The sequence below is a fragment of the Acinetobacter sp. Lyrl_1 genome (genome assembly GCF_051948795.1).
In the GTDB taxonomy this organism is placed as follows: domain Bacteria; phylum Pseudomonadota; class Gammaproteobacteria; order Pseudomonadales; family Moraxellaceae; genus Acinetobacter; species Acinetobacter towneri.
Genome location: NZ_JAYJLK010000029.1, coordinates 18,375 through 37,763 on the forward strand (window position 1 = coordinate 18,375; position 19,389 = coordinate 37,763).

Sequence of the window (19,389 nt, forward strand, 5' to 3'; positions counted from 1 at the left end):
AGAGTATATAAAAATTGAGGTGATGTGTTGGGTCATTTACATACAGATAAGAAAATTTTAAATCGCGTCAAACGCCTACAAGGACAAATTGGGGCAGTAGAACAAGCACTTCACAATCCTGATCATGGCTGTATTGAAGTTTTACAACAAGTCGCAGCCATTAAAGGTGCGGTCAATGGTTTGATGAATGAGTTAATCGAATCGCATTTACGCCATCATGTGATTGGTGATCAATGCGCGATTGATGAACATGAACTGGAAGAGTTTATGAAATTGCTGAAACGCTATGCTTAAACACAAATAGGCTTGACCAGATTCAAGGCTTGTCTTTACACTGAGTGACATTTCTCACTATATGAGACTAAACTCAACAGTTTAGCCATCAATCGAGTTTTTTATGACTCAATCTCAATCTTGGCATCCTTTCGTGATGATCAGCCTCGCCCTGATTATTGGCACCATGGGCACGGCACTTGCAAGCCCGCTGTATCCAATTTATCAGGAATTGTGGCAGCTTTTACCCAGCCATATCACCTTTATTTTTGTGGCGTATATGCTCGGTTGTTTGGCTACCTTGCTCTTTTTAGGGCGTACCAGCAACAGTATCGGCTTCTTAAAAACCTTAGAATTGGGTTTAGTGATCATCACCCTCGGACTGATTCTGTCTATGTTTGCCACCAATGCACTTTGGCTTGCTTTGGGGCGTTTTGTGATTGGAATTGCTTCAGGTCTTATGACTACATCGGCGTTAATTGGCTTAATGTGGAGTATCCCCGAATCACATAAAGCACATGCGCCACAGCTCAGTTCAGTCATTACCGCAGTCGGGTTTGGCTTAGGTCCTTTGCTCGGTGGTGGTGTGGCACAATTTTCAGCAGCGCCTTTGTTTAGTCCATATATTCCTGTCATTTTGGGTGCAGTACTGTGTTTTATTGGATTGTTACGTTTAGCACCGCCTGAATTTACGCCACAAGCCTTCTCGATTGCCCCAAAATTAGAACGCCCAGAACCACGCTTTCATGCAGAATTTTATATTACAGGTTTAACCGCATTCTGTGCCTTTGCTGCCTTTAGTTTATTTGCTTCGCTCTCTCCCTCTTTTGTGCAAGTGATTATTCCGTGGCACGGGCCTTTGGTCAGTGGTTTGGCCATCACCTGTATTTTGCTGATTTCAGCGCTGGTGCAGTATTTTTCTAAAGCCATTCCTGCACAAAAATGTCTAAATTATGGGCTGTATTTGCTGTTATTGAGTTTATTGGTACTCGGTTTATGCATGTATTTACACTGGAGTTTTCTATTTTTTGTGAGTGATGTGCTGCTAGGCATAGGACACGGGTTGGCATTGATTGGCGCTTTTGGTTTAATTCATGCCATGACCAATCTGCAGAATCGTGCTGCAGTGATGTCGACCTATTTATTTGTGGGCTATTTAGGCACGATTCTGCCAATTATTGCAGTCGGTTATCTGGCCGATCATTTCGGTTTAACCACCGCCGTACTTAGCTTTTGTGCAGCCATCTGCTTACTGTGTGGCTACATCATTATTTGGTATCGCCAGTTGCAGAACAAACCTGTTTTAGGATGAAGTTTCATCTAAACGACAAACTAAAATCAGGACAAGGTTTGGATCAGCTGAGTTTATTCAAATATTCAAACCTTGTAGATGAATGGGACTATGTCTTCTATTTTGATCTCAAACTCAATAGCCATTATTTTTCATTGATGGTTTGATGCTCTAATTCTTTAGTTAGGAAGTAATTTAAAAAGGTTCGAATCACTGCAATGATCGCCAGTTTAATTAGGCTATCTAAATCTGGATCTACCGTGGTGGCTAAAATATCTACAGCCAACTGAAATTCAAGCGCCGTCGCAAGCCAATCCCCAAAACAATAACGTGCAGTACGCCCCGATTTTAATTGAACCAGCACCCATAAAGTTTTAACTAGACCAATCACCACACAAATCACAGAAATGGCTTCGAGTGACAATTGCAAAAAATGAACCGAAGAAATGAGTATTTCACGTAAAAAAGCCAGTTCAAACATCCAAATACATCCATCAGAGATTTCATCTCGTGCATTTAGGATTGAATTGAGCGCCAATTTTTGATTATTTTCTCATCATAGCTTTAAATGCTGCGGTTTAAAAAGACTTACGTGATTATTGATGGGTTTTCATAAAGATAAATTGAAACGTTTAAACATGACATGGGTTAAATCGGGTTTGTAACAAAAGAGACACTAAACATTATCAAATAGGCTGATTTTTATCAGCTGACCAACCTAAAATAGGATAATAAAAAAGCACTAAGCCACTAAAACTTAATGCTATTTTCATATCAAATCAGGAAGTAATCGCTAAAAATCATTTCCCGATACAAAACGATCCAAAAATCTTACCCAACAAATCATCTGCAGAAAAATCACCTGTAATCTCACCCAAAGCATTCTGCGCAAGACGTAACGACTCAGCCACTAATTCCCCCGCATGATAGACCACCAACTGCTCACGTGCTTCAGCCAAATACTGCTGCGTGCGCTTCATTGCGTCTAAATGACGGGTACGTGCAATAAAGGTATCTTCTTCAGGCTGAAAGCCTGCATGCGCTGTAATCGCCTCTATGAGCGATTGAACACCTGTTTCTTGTTTGGCCGACACAGTAATATGTCTAAACCCTTTAAAATCTGAAATTGCAGCTTGTACACCAGTTAAATCACATTTATTGCCAATCAACATCAAACGCTTCGGTTCAATATGTTCCGCAAAATAATGCTGTGCCAATTGCAACGGATCTTCGTTTTGGCTCAAGTCATAGACCAATAACAATAAATCTGCCTGTTCAATTTCTTTAATCGCACGGCGAATCCCTTCCTGTTCCACAATATCCCCTGTTTCACGCAAGCCTGCAGTATCAGTCAGGGTAATTGGTAAGCCATTCAGGGTAATTTTTTCATGCAATACGTCACGAGTAGTCCCTGCAATATCGGTCACAATCGCACGTTCAATACCCGCCAAGGCATTGAGTAAGGAAGATTTACCTGCATTCGGTTTGCCCGCAATCACCACCTGCAAACCTTCACGCAACAATTGTCCCTGACGCGCAGATTGTTGCACAGCAGTCACCGAAGCAGCCACTTCATCCAGCAAATTAAGGATTTTCCCATCGGCCAAAAAGTCAATTTCTTCTTCAGGAAAATCAATAGCAGCTTCAACATGCAGACGTAAGTGAATTAACTGTTCCAGCACGGTATTCACTTTGGTGGAAAAAGCCCCTTGAAGGGAACGCACTGCAGAACGCGCAGCGGCTTGTGAAGTGGCATCAATTAAATCGGCAATGGCTTCGGCCTGTACCAAATCCAGCTTGCCATTTTCAAAGGCGCGCATCGAAAATTCACCCGCTTTGGCAGCCGTTGCACCGAGTTCCAGTAAACGTGCCAATAAAGCATTTTGAATCACTGGGCCACCATGCCCTTGTAGTTCCACCACATCTTCGCCAGTAAATGAATGAGGATTTGGGAAACAAATCACCAAACCTTCATCCATGACTTCATTGGCTGCATCGTAAAACTGGCGAAAACCTGCGTAACGTGCTTTGGGTAAGTCTTTTTGGGTCAAGGCTGCGGCAATCGCATAGGCTTTGGATCCCGACAGGCGAATCACCCCCACACCACCACGGCCAGGTGGAGTCGCGATTGCGGCAATGGTGCTGTGGTTATACATAAAATTCACCTAAAACTTTCAAAATATATGCAAAGAAAAATCCGCCTAAGATTACCATCTTAAGCGGATTTATTCAGCAGCTCAGCCATACTTAATTGACTGGAGTTGCCTCTTCTCGTTTAGCGCGGTCTTTTTCAACACTTTTGTTGATCAAGCTTTGCTGCAAAATCGTAATCAAGTTGTTGACAATCCAGTACAGAACTAGACCTGCAGGGAAGAACAATAAGAATACGGTAAATACCACAGGCATAATGCGGAAGATTTTTGCCTGCATTGGATCTGTTGGCTGTGGGTTCAACATTTGTTGAACATACATGGTCACACCCATCAACAATGGCAAGATAAACCAAGGGTCCATTGCCGATAAGTCTTGAATCCAACCTAACCACGGTGCATGGCGTAACTCTACCGATTCCATCAATACCCAGTACAAGGCAAGGAAAATTGGCATTTGTAGTAACAATGGCAAACAACCTGACAGTGGATTCACTTGTTCACGTTTATAAAGTGCCATCATTTCTTGCGAGAAACGCATACGGTCTTCGCCAAATTCTTCTTTCATGCGCTGCATTTCTGGTGCAATCACACGCATTTTCGCCATAGAACGATAGCTCTTAGACGATAACGGCCAAAGAATCAGTTTGACAAGAACGGTTAATAAGATGATTGACCAACCCCAGTTGCCCACTAAACCATGGAAGAATTGCAAACCAATAAACAATAATTTTGCAATTGGCCATAACCAGCCATAATCCACAGTTTGGTTCAAACCTGTCGCCAAATCTTTCAATTCAGACTGAATTTTTGGACCAGAGTAGAAGGTCGCATCAACTTCTGCCACCGTACCTGCAGGGACATTAATGGTTGGCGAGGTAAAACCAATGATGTTCATTTCATCGCTAGATTTACGTGATTCCAACTTCGCTGCATACGGTTGACCATCGGCCTGCGTCAATTTTAACTGCCCCGGAACCCATGCACTCACGAAATAGTGCTGAACCACGGCCACCCAACCACCTGTTGCATCGACATTCAATTTTTCGTCATTAAAATTGTCAAATTTCAACTTGTTGTAGTGTTCTTCAGGTGTTCCCCATGCGCCGCCAAGGAAAGTACCCAAGGTAAAAATACCTTGATCTGACTTGCCTGGATCATCTGAATTATCACGTTTCAACTGACCAAACATCTGACCTTGCCAGTTTTGGCTGCTGCGGTTAATCACTTTGTGATTCACCAGCACAGGATATTCACCTTCAGTAAAACTAAAGGTTTTAATGATTTCTACACCATCGGCAGTTTTATATACCATTGGGACAGTTAAAGTTTTAACTGTTTCACCCGCTTTATTTTTGCTTTCTTTGGCATCGGCTAAGCTATAAGTCGATTTTTCAATTTCATAGCTTGGGCGGCCATTACGGCTACTGTCTGGACCATTCAGCCCGATTAACCCAGATTGCGCGACATAGGTGCGCTTAGCATCGCTTTCCAGCATGACGAAAGGATCGTCACTGTCTTTATTTTTGTCATGATTGAGTAATTCAACACGAACAATATCACCACCTTTCGGATTGATCCAAAGATGATAAAGGTCAGTTTGTACTGAAATAAGCTGCTGACTTACAGGTGCTGTGGCATCGGTTGTTTGCTGTGCAGGAATATTTGCTTGCGGTACATCAGAAGCTGCTGTAGCCGTTTGGGCATTCGGCAAATCTGCAGACACTTCATGTGAAACAACGGCAGTTTTTTGCTGCGGTGCTGTTTCAGCATTTCCATAATCTTTTTGCCACGCCAAAATGAGCAAATATGCGACGACAAACATGGCCCCGAGAATTGCAAACCTGGCCCATTGTTGCATATCTATTACCCCAAGTGGTTAGAGTGATTTTGGTTCAATAAACGATCACGAAAGGGTACAGTAATGTGATGCGTTTGAGAATCTATTTGCTGAAATGAAATAAAACGAATGACTTTTGGCGGCACCGGATCATAGCCCGAACCACCCCACGGATGACAACGACAAATACGTTTTGTAGCCAGCCACACACCACGTACAGCACCATGCGTATGGACTGCTTCCAAAGAATATTGAGAACATGTTGGAATATAGCGACAGCGTGGTCCCAATAAAGGACTAATCGCGATCTGATAGAAACGTATCAACCAATGCAGTAAAAGTACCATTGGCCATCTCTACTTTTGTGGGGAGGGAGCTATTTTTGAATGCTTTTTGGCGAGACGTTGTAACTTCTGCCAAGCAAATTGTAATTGCTGATGCAATTCCGCATTAGATACCGTATCTACCCCAACTTTGGGCATTACCACAATATCTAAGTCATTTAATTGCTGTTGGTGTAAGCGAAAACTTTCGCGAGCAAGTCGTTTTACTCGATTTCGTTCGTGTGCACGACGCACTTTCTTTTTTGCAACGACAAGACCCAAACGGCTATTCGGCAGTTCGGAATGTTTTGCAAGAAATAAGAAATGGGGTTGATGCACTTTAAAAAGCGCACCATCAAACACACCTTTATAATCGGCAGCACAGCGTAATCTCAACTCTGTGCTGAAGCCATAAAGTGTTGTCATAACACCCAAGAGTCGGTTCAGCGTGACTGTATTAAACAGTTAAGCTGTGACGACCTTTTGCACGACGGCGAGCCAATACTTGACGACCAGCTTTAGTAGCCATACGAGCACGGAAACCATGAACGCGCTTACGCTTTAATTCAGATGGTTGAAATGTACGTTTCATATCGAAACTCCAAAAATGATCTTTCTATAAAGGTCCGCGATTTTAGTGCTCATTGCTTGAGCTGTCAATGAAAAACACGGTTTCTTGCAAAATAAGCCTAAATTTTTCTTTTTAACAAGTTTTCGCTCAATTGACTGGTTGATCATACAAATTAAAGTATACACAAGATAAGTAATTGTTTATGCTTGACTAATAAGTTATTAACAGTATTATTCACATAATTATCCACAAGCTTATTCTGTTTAATTTTAAAATTTTCGGTTTTGAGTTTAAATTTAAACTCAGATTGAATTATCCACAGTTGCAACGTTTCTTATAAATAAATTCAAATTTATAAATTTAAATTTATTACTATTAGGGACGCATTTTTCTGTTGAAAACCCACTTTTCCTTTTATAAAACAAAATTTTGAATTGTGGATATCTGTGTTTCTATGATTTTAATACTATGTGGATAACTTTGTGCTATATTTTATCCACACCTTGCGGATAAACTTATCCACACCACGTTTCAAATTTAAATTCAGGTTTAATGATTCCTTTTTTGAGCAATTTTGCTGATTTTGTCATGACAGATGTGGATAACTTGGTTAGAATGGCGACCCGCTCAGGCGGTCGAGAGAAGTTTTAAATTTAAAAATGGATTAGATAGGGGTTTCACATGCTTTGGACGGACTGCTTAAATCGCTTGCGACAAGAGCTCTCTGGAAATGTCTTTACAATGTGGATTCGCCCATTGGTGGCAGAAGAAGTTGAAGATACATTAAAACTTTATGCGCCTAATCCTTATTGGACGCGTTACATTCAAGAACATCATCTGGAATTGATTACTATTTTGGCAGAGCAGTTGTCTGAGGGACGCGTGCGTAAGGTCGAAATTTTAGTCGATTCGCGTCCAGGTGCAATTTTATCGGCCAGTGAACAACCTGCTACCACTACTGCTGCGCTGGAATCTAGCCCTGCGCCTGTGGCCAAGCCTAAACGTGAAAAAGAAGAAAGTTCTGCAAAAAGCCGTAAACGCCAACTCAATCCGTTATTTACCTTTTCCTTATTTGTGGAAGGTCGTTCTAACCAAATGGCTGCGGAAACCTGTCGCAAGGTATTGACCCAATTGGGGGCTTCACAGCACAACCCATTATTTTTGTATGGCCCAACAGGTTTGGGTAAAACTCACTTGATGCAAGCGGTGGGCAATGCTTTGTTGCAAGCCAAACCGAATGCACGGGTGATGTACATGACTGCAGAAAGTTTTGTGCAGGATTTTGTCAGCTCTTTGCAGCAGGGTAAGGTTGAAGAATTTAAGAAAAACTGCCGCTCTTTAGATTTGTTATTGGTGGATGACATTCACTTATTGGCAGGTAAAGAAGCCAGTTTGGTGGAGTTTTTCTATACCTTTAACGCTTTATTGGATGAATCTAAACAGATTATTTTGACTTCAGACCGTTATCCAAAAGAATTAACCGAATTGGATGCACGTTTGGTGTCACGTTTTTCTTGGGGCTTATCAGTCGGGGTAGAACCGCCAGATATTGAAACCCGAATTGAAATTTTATTAAAGAAAGCTGAAAGCAGCGCCGTAGATTTACCACGTAACTGTGCTTTATTTATTGCCCAGCAAGTGGTGGCTAATGTGCGTGAACTTGAAGGTGCACTCAATAAAGTGGTGGCAATTTCCCGTTTTAAAGGCACACCTATTGATCTAGATGTGGTACGTGAATCTTTAAAAGATGTCTTGGCAATTCGCGCACGTACCATCAGTACCGAAAATATTCAGCGGGTGGTGAGTGAATATTTCCGCATTCCACTCAAAGAATTGGTGGGGCCAAAACGTACCCGTATTTATGCGCGTCCACGTCAGTTGGCAATGGGCTTGGCACGTGAGCTTACAGGTGACAGTTTCCCTGAAATTGGTATGGCATTTGGTGGGCGAGATCACAGTACCGTAATGCATGCCTGCGAAAAAGTACAAAGCCTGCGCGAAGAAGATCCGATCTTTAACGAAGACTATAAAAACCTGCAACGATTGTTGCAAAGTTGACCGAATTTGCTCAAATTCTGTTCTTGCCATGCGGCAGCTTTTGCCGCATAGTACACTGCTAAAAAACCTATTTTATACTCCAATCTTCAGTTGTTAGAGGAATGTACCGTGCGTTTAAAAATCGCGAAAGAAAGCTTACTGAATGTTCTGTCACATGTCGTAGGAGCGGTTGAACGTCGCCATACCTTAAATATTTTATCCAATGTCAAAGTTCAGGTGACTGAGCAAGCCTTAACCATTACTGGTTCGGACTTGGAAGTGGAATTGGTTGCCAGTACGAATCTGACTGAAGGGGCATGTTTACAGGCAGGGGAAACTACAGTGCCTGCACGTAAACTGATGGATATTTGTAAATCTTTACCAAGCGCAGCTTTGATTGATTTGCAAATCACTGAAGATCAGCGCTGTATTTTAAAATCGGGCAATAGCCGCTTTGTATTAGGTACTTTGCCTGCGGAAGATTATCCATTATTGGCTACAGAAAATGCTCAAGGTACGCAAGTGACGGTTACTGAGCGTGAGCTGAAGCGTTTGTTTGAAAAAACTGCGTTTGCGATGGCAGTGCAGGATGTACGCTTTTATTTAACGGGTACTTTGTTAGAAATTGATGAAAACCAATTACGTGCTGTGACCACAGATGGTCACCGTTTGGCCTTGTGTGAAACAGCGGCATCTTCGACAGCTACTCAATTAATTCAAGCCATTGTGCCGCGTAAAGCTGTGGCTGAATTGCAGCGTTTGCTGAGCATTGAAGATGAACAACTGGCACTTTTAATTGGGCGTGAATTGCTGAATGTGACCATTCGCACCCCAAGCCGTGACAAAGAACAAGCAGAAATTACCGTGCGTTTTACCACTAAATTAATTGATGGTAAGTTCCCAGATTATCGCCGTGTGATTCCACGTGGTGGTGATAAAAACGTGCTGATCGCGCATGATGTATTTAAACAATCTTTACAGCGTGTGGCGATTTTAAGTAATGAAAAATTGCGTGGCGTATTCCTGAATTTTAGTGCGGACACCTTGCAATTACGTGCCAATAACCCAGAACAAGATGAAGCAATTGAAGATTTAGCGATTCAATATGCCGATTCGCCGTTAGAAATGTCATTTAACGCACAGTATTTATTGGACGTATTAGGGGCATTGGATGGCGATGATGTATCGATGACCATGACCGAAGCCAATCAATCGGTATTGGTACAAGATCCAGCACATCAAGATCAAACCTATGTTGTGATGCCAATGCGTGTTTAAGTGAGCGGTTTATTTCAAGATTAAATCTAGCTGAATCATGCATATTACGCGTTTACATATCGAGCGTGTTCGGAACTTAAAAGCGGTTGCACTTCATGAGTTGCAGCCGTTTAACGTCTTTTATGGGCAAAATGGTTCGGGTAAAACATCGATTTTAGAAGCGATTCATTTATTGGCGACAGGGCGTTCTTTTCGCACCCATATTCCTAAAAATTACATTCAGAACAGTAGCCAAGATGCGATTGTATTTGCTCAGTCATTGACTGAAAAAATTGGCATGCAAAAAATGGCATCGGGTGAGCAGTTGATTAAGGTCAATGGCGACCCTGTTGCGACCCAAGGGCAATTGGCTAAAATTCTGCCTTTACAACATATTGATCCACTCAGTACCGAAATTATTGACCATGGTGCAAAACCACGACGGCAACTGTTGGACTGGTTGATGTTCCACGTGGAACCAGAGTTTTATCACGCTTGGCAATATTATTCACGTGCCTTAAAACAACGTAATAGTTTGCTTAAATCACAGCGACATTTAAGTCTGTCGGACTTGGAACCGTGGAACAAAATGCTCAGTGATTATGGTGAGATTTTGCATCGGCAGCGTTTGGGAACGGTGGAACAATGGCAGCAATTTTTTGCACAAGATTTACAGTATTTATTGCCTGATTTACACATTAGTCTGGAATACAGCGCAGGCTTTCATACCGAAACAGGCTTGTTGAATGATCTGTGCAATTATCATCAAAAAGATGTGGAACGTCGCTATACCGAATATGGGCCACACCGCGCCGATTTACGCCTAAAAACCCCAATGGGTGATGCCGATGTGGTGCTGTCACGTGGGCAGAAAAAGCTATTGATTATGGCATTAAAACTGTCACAGATTGCAATGCTGCATGCGTCTAATAAGGAAACTGTGGTATTATTAGATGATCTGACAGCAGAATTAGATTTAAGCGCACAACAACGTTTAATTGAACGATTAAGCCAATTGGGTAGTCAAGTTTTTATTACCACTTTAGATCATCAATCCGTGCAACAACACTTACAAGCGTTGTCGATTCCTTATCGCTTATTTCAGGTCGATCACGGAACGGTGCAGGCTGTTGAGCAATAATTTTTTTATCTTTGGATAGACCTATTTTTCACTAGGGAGAAACCATGAGTTCAGAAGATCAATCTGTCTCTACTACAGAACAAACCAATGAAAAGGCTTATGATTCCTCTAGTATCAAAGTATTGCGTGGCCTAGATGCTGTTCGTAAACGCCCAGGCATGTATATCGGTGATACAGATGATGGTACAGGTTTGCATCACATGGTGTTCGAGGTAGTCGATAACGCTATTGATGAAGCTTTGGCGGGTCATTGTGATGAAATTTTGGTGACTATCCATGAAGATGAATCTGTCAGCGTATCTGACAATGGTCGTGGTATCCCAACCGATATTCACCCTGAAGAAGGTGTCTCTGCAGCAGAGGTTATTCTGACCATTCTGCACGCAGGTGGTAAGTTTGATGACAACAGTTATAAAGTGTCGGGCGGTTTGCACGGCGTTGGTGTGTCGGTGGTCAATGCTTTATCGAGTAAACTTGAATTAACGATTAAACGCGCGGGTCAAATTCACCAACAGGAATACCGCCATGGTGATCCACAATATCCTTTAAAAGTAGTGGGCGACACTGAGCAATCAGGTACGACTGTGCGTTTTTGGCCAAGTGCTGAAACCTTTAGCCAAACCATTTTTAATGTGGATATTTTGGCACGCCGATTGCGTGAATTGTCTTTCTTAAACGCGGGCGTGCGTATTGTATTGCGTGATGAACGTGTCAATTTAGAACATATTTTTGACTATGAAGGTGGTTTGTCTGAATTTGTGAAATATATCAATGCAGGCAAAACCCATCTGAATGAAATTTTCCATTTCACGACACAGGCTGAAAACGGAATTACCGTAGAAGTTGCTTTGCAGTGGAATGATTCCTATCAGGAAAACGTACGTTGCTTTACCAATAACATTCCACAAAAAGACGGTGGAACGCACTTGGCAGGCTTCCGTGCTGCGCTAACCCGTGGGTTAAACAACTACATGGAAAGCGAAAATATCCTGAAAAAAGAAAAAGTCGTGGTGTCGGGTGATGATGCACGTGAAGGTTTAACCGCGATTGTGTCGGTCAAAGTGCCAGATCCAAAATTCTCATCACAGACCAAAGAAAAATTGGTATCGAGTGAAGTGAAACCTGCTGTTGAGCAGGCCATGAATAAATCTTTCTCTGAATATTTATTGGAAAATCCACAAGCGGCAAAATCCATTGCGGGTAAAATTATTGATGCAGCGCGTGCCCGTGATGCGGCGCGTAAAGCCCGTGAAATGACGCGCCGCAAGAGTGCTTTGGATATTGCAGGTTTGCCTGGTAAATTGGCTGACTGTCAGGAAAAAGACCCTGCATTATCTGAATTATATCTAGTCGAGGGTGACTCTGCAGGTGGTTCGGCTAAACAAGGTCGTAACCGTAAAATGCAGGCAATTTTGCCACTGAAAGGTAAAATCCTGAACGTGGAACGTGCCCGTTTTGACAAGATGATTTCATCGGCAGAAGTAGGTACTTTAATTACCGCTTTGGGCTGTGGTATTGGTCGTGAAGAATATAACCCAGACAAACTGCGTTATCACAAAATCATCATCATGACCGATGCTGACGTAGATGGTTCACACATTCGTACCTTGCTATTGACCTTCTTCTTCCGTCAAATGCCAGAATTGGTTGAGCGTGGTCATATTTATATCGCACAGCCACCATTGTATAAGCTGAAAAAAGGCAAGCAGGAACAATACATCAAAGATAACGATGCTTTAGAAACCTATTTAATTTCTAATGCGATTGATGAATTGGAGCTGCATGTGAGTGCTGATGCACCTGCAATTCGTGGTGAGGCTTTAGCCAAAGTCATTGCTGATTATCAAACTTCACAAAAGAGTTTGAGCCGTTTAACGCTGCGTTATCCTGCAAGTCTGTTGGATGGTTTATTAGAATTAGATGCCTTTAAAATTGATCAAGCAGCAGATCAGGCGTATGTACAACAATGGGGCGAGCAATTACGTCAAAGCATTGAACGATTACAACCAAGTTTGCGTCCTGAATTAAGCATCGAACAGTTTGAAAAAGAAGATGCGGATGGTCAAAAATCTGCAACGTATTGGCCACGAATCACGGTATATGTGCACAACTTGCCACATACCTATTTGCTAGACACAGGTTTGCTGGGTTCAGCTGAATATGCACGTTTGCTGAAAAATTCAAAAAGCTGGTTTACGCTGCTTGAAGAAGGTGCGTATTTGGAAAAAGGCGAACGTAAAATTACGGTCAACAATTTCCATCAAGTGTGGCAACACATTTTGCAGGACTCGCGTCGCGGCATGATGATTCAGCGCTATAAAGGTTTGGGTGAGATGAATGCGGAACAACTTTGGGAAACCACGATGGACCCAGAAAACCGCAATATGTTGCAAGTCACCATTGATGATGCCATTGAAGCAGACCGCATGTTCTCTTGCTTAATGGGCGATGATGTAGAACCACGTCGTGCCTTTATTGAAGAAAATGCCTTAAATGCAGATATTGACGCTTAATTCGTCCAAATCATCCGCATAACCATAAGCACTCTACGGAGTGCTTTTTTATGTTTGGCTTTTGTTGTTGTCGTGATTCATCCAAATAACTTTTATAAAACTGACTTATTGTTCTGTCATGCTGAGCTACATTAAGCCAAAAATATAGGAGAATCATTAAGATGGATAATCAATTAGAACAAGCACGTGATGCATGGGTGAATGCTTTTTTTACTGGCAATGTGGAGCTGTTAGCACACTATGAAGATGAAGATTTTAAAGTCGTTTATACGGCAGAATCACGTGTGGAAAATCGTGAAACACGTTATGCCAACATTCAGCATGCAGTGAATAATGGTGTCTGGAAACCGATCAAACCGAATGTTGAATTAGAAGAATATGAGTTTGATCGTGAGCAGGTTAACTGTCGGATTCAAATTGGTTTGGCGGATGATCAAGGGTATATTCAAGAAATCTGGCGCTATATTCAGGGCTGGAAAATACAAGAATTATGTATTAGCAAAGCAAAAATTACTGCCGAGTAGCAGCGATTTTCTGTGAATCACTGAGATTCAATGACTCAAAATAACCATGAAAGAATGGATTGATTTGGCTTTAATTAGAGTTTTGAATTTAAAATAACAGTTAGTTTGAGTTGTGGATAACTAAGTTTTTGCTTTTAAATTTAAATTGTAGATTTTGAATTTAAAAATCACACTGAGTTTTAAATTCAAAACTTCTTGCTTGGTAGCTATGCTGTCTTACTTTTATTCAGGGTGGGGGGTGTCATACAACTATGCTGTGGTGCAAGATTGATAAGTAAAAATAAACAAACGCAGAGAGTGACTTAAATTTCTTTGCGTGGTTATTGTGAAGATAAACTAAAGATTAAAACTATTACGAATGTGTCTTATAAGTATGGAACATACACAATGCATATTCTACGAAATATGATGAGATTTAACCCTATTTAGCATAGCGTTAAAATCTCATCGGTATGGCTATTCAAAGCTACTTTCGAGTTCTTCCAATTCCATCATCAATTCAAGCATTTGTTCTTCTGCCTGCGCCAATTTGGTTTTCAGATCATTTTGCTCATTCATGAGTTTGAGCAAATCATCTTTACGGTTGGCATCGTAAAGGGCAGGATCTGCCAGTTCGGTTTCAATTTCAGTCAGACGCGGTTGAATTTTTTCAATTTGCGCTTCGTATTTTTCAATATTTTTACGAATAGGGCGAGTTTGTTCACGGCGTTGTGCTGCCAGTTTGCGTTGAGCTTCTTTATCTACTTTGACTAGGTTAGTCTTGTTCTCAACCAAGGGACTTGGATTGGATGGAGCTGTGTTGGATGTACCTTGCTTAAGCATGTCTGCACGAGCTTGGCGTAACCATTGGGCATAATCTTGTAAATCGCCTTCAAATTCTGTGCATTGTCCTGCATGAACCAAGAGTAAGTCATCGCAGACACTGGCAATTAATTGACGTTCGTGTGACACCAATACCACTGCACCTTCATAATCCTGTAATGCCATGGTTAAGGCATGTCGCATATCTAAGTCTAAATGGTTGGTCGGTTCGTCCAGAATCAGTACGTTAGGACGTTGCCAGACAATTAAAGCCAAAGCCAAACGTGCACGTTCACCTCCTGAAAAACTTTCACAAGGCGTGTCCATACGTTCGCCACTAAAACCAAAACTGCCTAAAAAGGCGCGTAAAGTGGCTTCGCTGATTTTTTTATCGGCAATGCGTGCCAGTTGTAGCATCGGGCTGGCGCTATCATCCAAAGCATCCATTTGATGCTGTGCAAAATAGCCAATATTGAGTAATTCTGAGGCTTTGCGAGTACCTGCCAATAACGCCAATTCACCCACTAAGGATTTAATTAAGGTCGATTTACCTGCGCCGTTCATCCCCAATAAACCAATACGACTGGTCGGGGTAATTTGTAGGTTAATTTTGCTGGCAATCACTTTGTCTGCATAACCAATGCTGACTTGTTCCAAGGTCAGTAAGGGTGAGCTCATTTTGGTCGGTTCACGGAAACTAAAGGTAAATGGTGTATCTACATGCGCAGGGGCAAGCAATTGCATGCGTTCCAATTGCTTGATACGGCTTTGTGCCTGCCGTGCTTTGGTGGCTTTGGCTTTAAAACGATCAATATATTTTTGTAAATGTGCACGGGTTTCTAATTGTTTTTCATACGCTTGTTGATGTTGTGCCAAGCGTTCACTGCGTGTGGTTTCAAAGGTTGAATAATTGCCTGTATATAAAGTCAGTTCACTATTTTCAATATGTAAAATATGATCGGTAATGGCATCTAAAAAATCACGGTCATGGGAAATCAGCACCAAAGTTCCCGCATAGGCTTTAAGCCAGTCTTCTAACCATAAAATTGCATCTAAGTCTAAGTGGTTGGTTGGTTCGTCCAGTAATAATAATTCGGAGCGACTCATTAAGGTACGCGCCAAATTTAAACGCATGCGCCATCCACCAGAAAAACTACTGACCGCCAAGCTGTTTTGATGTTCCATAAAACCTAAACCTGCCATCAGTTGTGCGGCTTTGGCGGGTGCGGTATAGCCATGAATTTCATCAAAACGACCATGCAAATGTGCAAGTTGGTCATTATTTAATTGTTCAGGATGTTGCAGTTGTTGTTGAATGTTCCAGTATTCTTCATCACCCGACAGCACAAAATCAATCGCAGGCAAATCCAATGCTTTAACTTCCTGTGCCATGTGCGCCACAGTCCAGCCTTGCGGACGGCTCAACGTACCTTCGTCTGGGGTTAAACTACCTAAAAGCACAGCAAATAAACTGGATTTTCCTGCACCATTGACACCTGTAAGACCGACTTTCCAGCCTGGATGGATTTGCATAGACGCTTTTTGAAATAAAACACGTCCACCGCGGCGTAAAGAAACTTGGTCAAGTTGAATCATGGTGTTTACTGGTCACAACAAAAGTTGGGCATATTCTAATGGAAGCCCACCAGAAAACAAAAATAAGCCCAGTTTTATTTGTGATTTGCGAAAAATCTCTCTTGTGATGTTTAAAAATTATGATCTAACAACAGGCTTTTTTTATGACTTTGTAAACAAGCACAAAATACGTGCATGTTGGAAATGATCTTTATTTTGATCTAAATCTATAAAATATAAGTGAATTATGAAATAAAAATGATCGCTTAAATAAGGCAGTATAAGGTTTTGGCAGAATTGACAGATGAAATTCGAGTAAATGCTCTATTTTTTTAATTTGAACTTGCTTAATATTTGTTTCGTGTACGGACACTCAAAAATAAAAAAATCTGTAGAAGGATCGAAACAATGAAAAAAATATGGGTCAGCGCAACATTGACAGCATTCGCAGCGATCGGTTTCAGTGCTCAGGCGCAAGCAGCAAAAGTAGATGTATGTGTCTTTGACTTACTGGGTAAGTCAGGTGAATCTTTTCAGATGGCACAAGAGTGGGCGCTAGCAGCAAAAGGCTGGGGTGCAGAAGTCAATTTAATTCCACGTCAGGATGAAGCTGTCGCAGACAATGATTTTAAAGCAGGCAAATGTGATGGGGTATTTATGACCGCCATGCGTGCTCGCCAATACAATAAATTTGCAGGCTCGATTGATGCTTTAGGTGGTGCGCCAAGTAATGCGATTGCACAACGTGCCATCAGCTTTGCTTTAGATCAACGTAATGCAGCGAAAATGGTTACCAATTTAGGTGGCAAGAAATATGAAGTTGCGGGTATTTCACCTTTAGGTTCGGCCTTTATTTTTGTGCGCGACAAGAACATCAGCTCGATTGAAAAAGCAGCAGGGAAAAAGTTTGCGGTATTGGGCTATGACGATGCACAAAAAATTATGGTGCAGCGTGTAGGCGCGCAAGCCGTCATTTCTGATGTATCTAACTTTGTGGCGAAGTTTAACAATGGTCAGGTCGATATGGTCGGTGCGCCTGCCTATGCGTACAAACCTTTAGAAATCTACAAAGGTTTAGGCAATAACGGGGCAATGTTTAATTTCCCTGTATTACAAGTGACCGCAGACTTTGTGATTCGTCCTGAACAATTCCCTGCGGGCTTTGGGCAAAAATCACGAGATTGGTTTGTAAAAAATCTGCCTAAAGCGATGAGTATGATTAATCGTTTGGAAGGTGAGATTCCAGCCAAATATAAAATGAACTTGAGCGCAGAAGATAAAACCAAATATCAAAAAATGCTGCGTGATGGACGTATGGATATGACCAAACGCGGCATTTATGACCCTGCCATGATGAGTGTGTTAAAACGCGCTCGTTGTTCTGTCGAAAAAACCAATTTTGAATGTTCACTAGGTGGTGAATAGATTGATTTTTAATAAAAAAGCCTAGATCTCTAGGTTTTTTATAATGAAAGATTCGTCAATTGAGCCATATCAGCCAAAAAATCAAAATTCGCTAATCTGAGCTTGATAAAAGAACAGTGATACTAAATTGAAGGTTTGGATCAACTGTGCGCAGAAAAACAAAAAATGGAAGGAACTAGAAATGAAACAATGGACGCAAGCTTTATTATTTGGCGCAGGCTTATCTTTAGTCGCTAGTGCAGCGCAGGCTAAGCAAGTGGTCTGTGTATTCGACTTGGTCGGTAAAAACGGTGATGTCTATAACTTAATGCAAGACTATCAATTGGCGGCCAAAAACTGGGGCGCAGAAATTGAGTTACGCGTAGGTCAAAACGAAGGCGTGATTGCAGAAGATTTTAAAGCAGGAAAATGTGATGGTATTAGTGTGACGGGCATGCGTGGTCGTCAATTTAACCATTTTACAGGCTCATTAGATGCAATTGGTGCGATTCCAGATTTAAAACTGGCAGTTAAAGTCATGCAAGGTTTGGCGAGTCCTGCTTTTGCCAAATATATGCGCAATGGTCAGTATGAAGTCGCAGGTGTCATTCCTGTGGGTGATGCCTTTTTGATGGTGAATGACCGCAGTATTAATAGTGTCGCCAAAGCCGCGGGGAAAAAAATTGCTGTTTTAGATTATGACCAAGCGCAAAAAATTATGGTACAGCAAATTGGTGCGCAAGCAGTAAGTGCCGATGTCACCAATTTTGGCAGTAAATTTAACAATGGTCAGGTCGATATTATTGGTGCGCCTGCTGCAGTATTCCGTCCTTTGGAACTACATAAAGGCTTAGGCACTAAAGGCGCGATTGTGAATTATCCAATTTTACAGGTCACGGGCAATATTATTATCCGCCCAGATAAATTCCCTGCAGGTTTTGGGCGAAAATCACGTGAATGGGTCAAAGGCCAATTACCACGTGCCTTTGGTATTTTAGGAAAAATGAAAGCCGATATTCCTGCCAAATATTGGATGCAAGTGCCTACAGCAGATCAACCGGGTTATCAAAAAATGATGCGTGAATCGCGGATTGATTTGACCAAACGTGGGGTCTATGACAAGCGCATGATGAAATTATTGTGGCAATTCCGTTGTAAAGAAGCGCCAACCAATTTCGAATGTGGTTTGCAGGATGAAAATTATAAATGATTCGATAATCTTGAGATAATTACTCAGAATTCACTTTAATTCTGCATCACAGTCCCAATATTGAGTATGCTATACTTGAATAGTGGTCTTTTTGCGAAAAAGACATCTGAATTGTATCTGAGGAATCCATCATGAATGCCCAAGCACTTGAGCTGACCGATAACGCTGCTAAAAAAGTTCGCCAATTGCGTGATAGCGAAGGGAATCAAGACTTAATGCTACGTGTCTATGTCACAGGTGGGGGCTGTTCAGGGTTTTCTTATGGTTTTAACTTTGCAGAAAGCCAAAATGAAGATGATGCAGAATTTGTGAATGGCGATGTAAAAATGCTGGTCGATTCACTCAGCTATCAATATTTAGTGGGTTCAGTGGTAGATTATATTGAAGGCTTAGAAGGTTCACGTTTTGTGGTACAAAACCCGAATGCAACCACGACCTGTGGCTGTGGTTCTTCATTCTCAATCTAAGCAATGTTATCT

General features: G+C 41.6%; 17 protein-coding genes. 10 read left to right on the forward strand and 7 right to left on the reverse strand.

Translation table 11 applies throughout. From position 1 onward, the window contains the following. Positions 1 to 27 precede the first annotated feature (27 nt). Both VF675_RS09770 and VF675_RS09775 read left to right on the forward strand, forming a co-directional pair. Entirely contained in the window at positions 28 to 294 is a 267-nt protein-coding gene (locus VF675_RS09770; RefSeq protein WP_004969779.1) for a metal/formaldehyde-sensitive transcriptional repressor, read from the forward strand. A gap of 103 nt (positions 295 to 397) precedes the next feature. After that, a complete protein-coding gene (locus VF675_RS09775) occupies positions 398 to 1,585 on the forward strand; it encodes an MFS transporter (protein ID WP_171287397.1) in 1,188 nt (395 codons plus the stop codon). A 124-nt stretch (positions 1,586 to 1,709) separates the two neighbouring features. Here VF675_RS09775 and VF675_RS09780 read toward each other — a convergent pair whose 3' ends face one another. The 6 genes from VF675_RS09780 to rpmH all read right to left on the reverse strand — a co-directional run bounded on the left by VF675_RS09780 (position 1,710) and on the right by rpmH (position 6,469). Continuing rightward, complete coding sequence (locus tag VF675_RS09780) at positions 1,710 to 2,045, reverse strand: DUF1622 domain-containing protein (protein WP_440205157.1); 336 nt, start codon at positions 2,043 to 2,045, stop codon at positions 1,710 to 1,712. 319 nt (positions 2,046 to 2,364) lie between these two features. Then, the gene (mnmE, locus tag VF675_RS09785; protein ID WP_440205158.1) at positions 2,365 to 3,720 is read right to left on the reverse strand and encodes a tRNA uridine-5-carboxymethylaminomethyl(34) synthesis GTPase MnmE; all 1,356 of its coding nucleotides are present in this window, start codon (positions 3,718 to 3,720) and stop codon (positions 2,365 to 2,367) included. Between the two features lie 91 nt (positions 3,721 to 3,811). Next, a complete protein-coding gene (yidC, locus tag VF675_RS09790) occupies positions 3,812 to 5,575 on the reverse strand; it encodes a membrane protein insertase YidC (protein ID WP_004969769.1) in 1,764 nt (587 codons plus the stop codon). 5 nt (positions 5,576 to 5,580) lie between these two features. Beyond that, positions 5,581 to 5,901 (reverse strand): membrane protein insertion efficiency factor YidD, encoded by a 321-nt coding sequence (gene yidD, locus VF675_RS09795; protein WP_004969767.1) that lies wholly within the window; start codon positions 5,899 to 5,901, stop codon positions 5,581 to 5,583. 9 nt (positions 5,902 to 5,910) lie between these two features. Further along, positions 5,911 to 6,303 (reverse strand): ribonuclease P protein component, encoded by a 393-nt coding sequence (gene rnpA / locus VF675_RS09800; RefSeq protein WP_004969764.1) that lies wholly within the window; start codon positions 6,301 to 6,303, stop codon positions 5,911 to 5,913. Between the two features lie 31 nt (positions 6,304 to 6,334). Then, the gene (rpmH, locus tag VF675_RS09805; protein ID WP_000831329.1) at positions 6,335 to 6,469 is read right to left on the reverse strand and encodes a 50S ribosomal protein L34; all 135 of its coding nucleotides are present in this window, start codon (positions 6,467 to 6,469) and stop codon (positions 6,335 to 6,337) included. A 660-nt stretch (positions 6,470 to 7,129) separates the two neighbouring features. Between rpmH and dnaA the strand changes: the two genes are divergently transcribed. The 5 genes from dnaA (at position 7,130) to VF675_RS09830 (ending at position 13,920) form a co-directional block, all read left to right on the forward strand. Then, complete coding sequence (gene dnaA, locus VF675_RS09810) at positions 7,130 to 8,506, forward strand: chromosomal replication initiator protein DnaA (RefSeq protein ID WP_004969761.1); 1,377 nt, start codon at positions 7,130 to 7,132, stop codon at positions 8,504 to 8,506. A gap of 108 nt (positions 8,507 to 8,614) precedes the next feature. Then, positions 8,615 to 9,763, forward strand: a complete 1,149-nt coding sequence (gene dnaN, locus VF675_RS09815) for a DNA polymerase III subunit beta (protein ID WP_004969759.1) — start codon at positions 8,615 to 8,617, stop codon at positions 9,761 to 9,763. 37 nt (positions 9,764 to 9,800) lie between these two features. Next, the gene (gene recF, locus VF675_RS09820; protein ID WP_253132453.1) at positions 9,801 to 10,883 is read left to right on the forward strand and encodes a DNA replication/repair protein RecF; all 1,083 of its coding nucleotides are present in this window, start codon (positions 9,801 to 9,803) and stop codon (positions 10,881 to 10,883) included. 44 nt (positions 10,884 to 10,927) lie between these two features. Then, positions 10,928 to 13,396 (forward strand): DNA topoisomerase (ATP-hydrolyzing) subunit B, encoded by a 2,469-nt coding sequence (gene gyrB / locus VF675_RS09825; RefSeq protein WP_004969755.1) that lies wholly within the window; start codon positions 10,928 to 10,930, stop codon positions 13,394 to 13,396. A 161-nt stretch (positions 13,397 to 13,557) separates the two neighbouring features. After that, a complete protein-coding gene (locus tag VF675_RS09830) occupies positions 13,558 to 13,920 on the forward strand; it encodes a hypothetical protein (protein WP_004969754.1) in 363 nt (120 codons plus the stop codon). Between the two features lie 456 nt (positions 13,921 to 14,376). Here VF675_RS09830 and VF675_RS09835 read toward each other — a convergent pair whose 3' ends face one another. Next, a complete protein-coding gene (locus VF675_RS09835) occupies positions 14,377 to 16,317 on the reverse strand; it encodes an ATP-binding cassette domain-containing protein (RefSeq protein ID WP_440205159.1) in 1,941 nt (646 codons plus the stop codon). Between the two features lie 387 nt (positions 16,318 to 16,704). Here VF675_RS09835 and VF675_RS09840 point away from each other — a divergent pair, with 387 nt between their 5' ends. The 3 genes from VF675_RS09840 to erpA all read left to right on the forward strand — a co-directional run bounded on the left by VF675_RS09840 (position 16,705) and on the right by erpA (position 19,377). Then, the gene (locus VF675_RS09840; protein WP_004969750.1) at positions 16,705 to 17,721 is read left to right on the forward strand and encodes a putative solute-binding protein; all 1,017 of its coding nucleotides are present in this window, start codon (positions 16,705 to 16,707) and stop codon (positions 17,719 to 17,721) included. Between the two features lie 181 nt (positions 17,722 to 17,902). Further along, positions 17,903 to 18,910 (forward strand): putative solute-binding protein, encoded by a 1,008-nt coding sequence (locus VF675_RS09845; RefSeq protein ID WP_440205160.1) that lies wholly within the window; start codon positions 17,903 to 17,905, stop codon positions 18,908 to 18,910. A 131-nt stretch (positions 18,911 to 19,041) separates the two neighbouring features. Continuing rightward, the gene (gene erpA, locus VF675_RS09850) at positions 19,042 to 19,377 is read left to right on the forward strand and encodes an iron-sulfur cluster insertion protein ErpA (protein ID WP_004969742.1); all 336 of its coding nucleotides are present in this window, start codon (positions 19,042 to 19,044) and stop codon (positions 19,375 to 19,377) included. Positions 19,378 to 19,389: the final 12 nt, after the last annotated feature.

What these genes read in the sequence shown, in the direction of transcription:
- VF675_RS09780 (WP_440205157.1), bottom strand. Translation starts at nt 2,045, where the DNA reads ATGTTTGAACTGGCTTTTTTACGTGAAATACTCATTTCTTCGGTTCAT.
- yidD (WP_004969767.1), bottom strand. Translation starts at nt 5,901, where the DNA reads ATGGTACTTTTACTGCATTGGTTGATACGTTTCTATCAGATCGCGATT.
- mnmE (WP_440205158.1), bottom strand. Translation starts at nt 3,720, where the DNA reads ATGTATAACCACAGCACCATTGCCGCAATCGCGACTCCACCTGGCCGT.
- VF675_RS09830 (WP_004969754.1), top strand. Translation starts at nt 13,558, where the DNA reads ATGGATAATCAATTAGAACAAGCACGTGATGCATGGGTGAATGCTTTT.
- VF675_RS09840 (WP_004969750.1), top strand. Translation starts at nt 16,705, where the DNA reads ATGAAAAAAATATGGGTCAGCGCAACATTGACAGCATTCGCAGCGATC.
- VF675_RS09845 (WP_440205160.1), top strand. Translation starts at nt 17,903, where the DNA reads ATGAAACAATGGACGCAAGCTTTATTATTTGGCGCAGGCTTATCTTTA.
- recF (WP_253132453.1), top strand. Translation starts at nt 9,801, where the DNA reads ATGCATATTACGCGTTTACATATCGAGCGTGTTCGGAACTTAAAAGCG.
- gyrB (WP_004969755.1), top strand. Translation starts at nt 10,928, where the DNA reads ATGAGTTCAGAAGATCAATCTGTCTCTACTACAGAACAAACCAATGAA.
- VF675_RS09835 (WP_440205159.1), bottom strand. Translation starts at nt 16,317, where the DNA reads ATGATTCAACTTGACCAAGTTTCTTTACGCCGCGGTGGACGTGTTTTA.
- yidC (WP_004969769.1), bottom strand. Translation starts at nt 5,575, where the DNA reads ATGCAACAATGGGCCAGGTTTGCAATTCTCGGGGCCATGTTTGTCGTC.
- VF675_RS09775 (WP_171287397.1), top strand. Translation starts at nt 398, where the DNA reads ATGACTCAATCTCAATCTTGGCATCCTTTCGTGATGATCAGCCTCGCC.
- rpmH (WP_000831329.1), bottom strand. Translation starts at nt 6,469, where the DNA reads ATGAAACGTACATTTCAACCATCTGAATTAAAGCGTAAGCGCGTTCAT.
- rnpA (WP_004969764.1), bottom strand. Translation starts at nt 6,303, where the DNA reads ATGACAACACTTTATGGCTTCAGCACAGAGTTGAGATTACGCTGTGCT.
- dnaA (WP_004969761.1), top strand. Translation starts at nt 7,130, where the DNA reads ATGCTTTGGACGGACTGCTTAAATCGCTTGCGACAAGAGCTCTCTGGA.
- erpA (WP_004969742.1), top strand. Translation starts at nt 19,042, where the DNA reads ATGAATGCCCAAGCACTTGAGCTGACCGATAACGCTGCTAAAAAAGTT.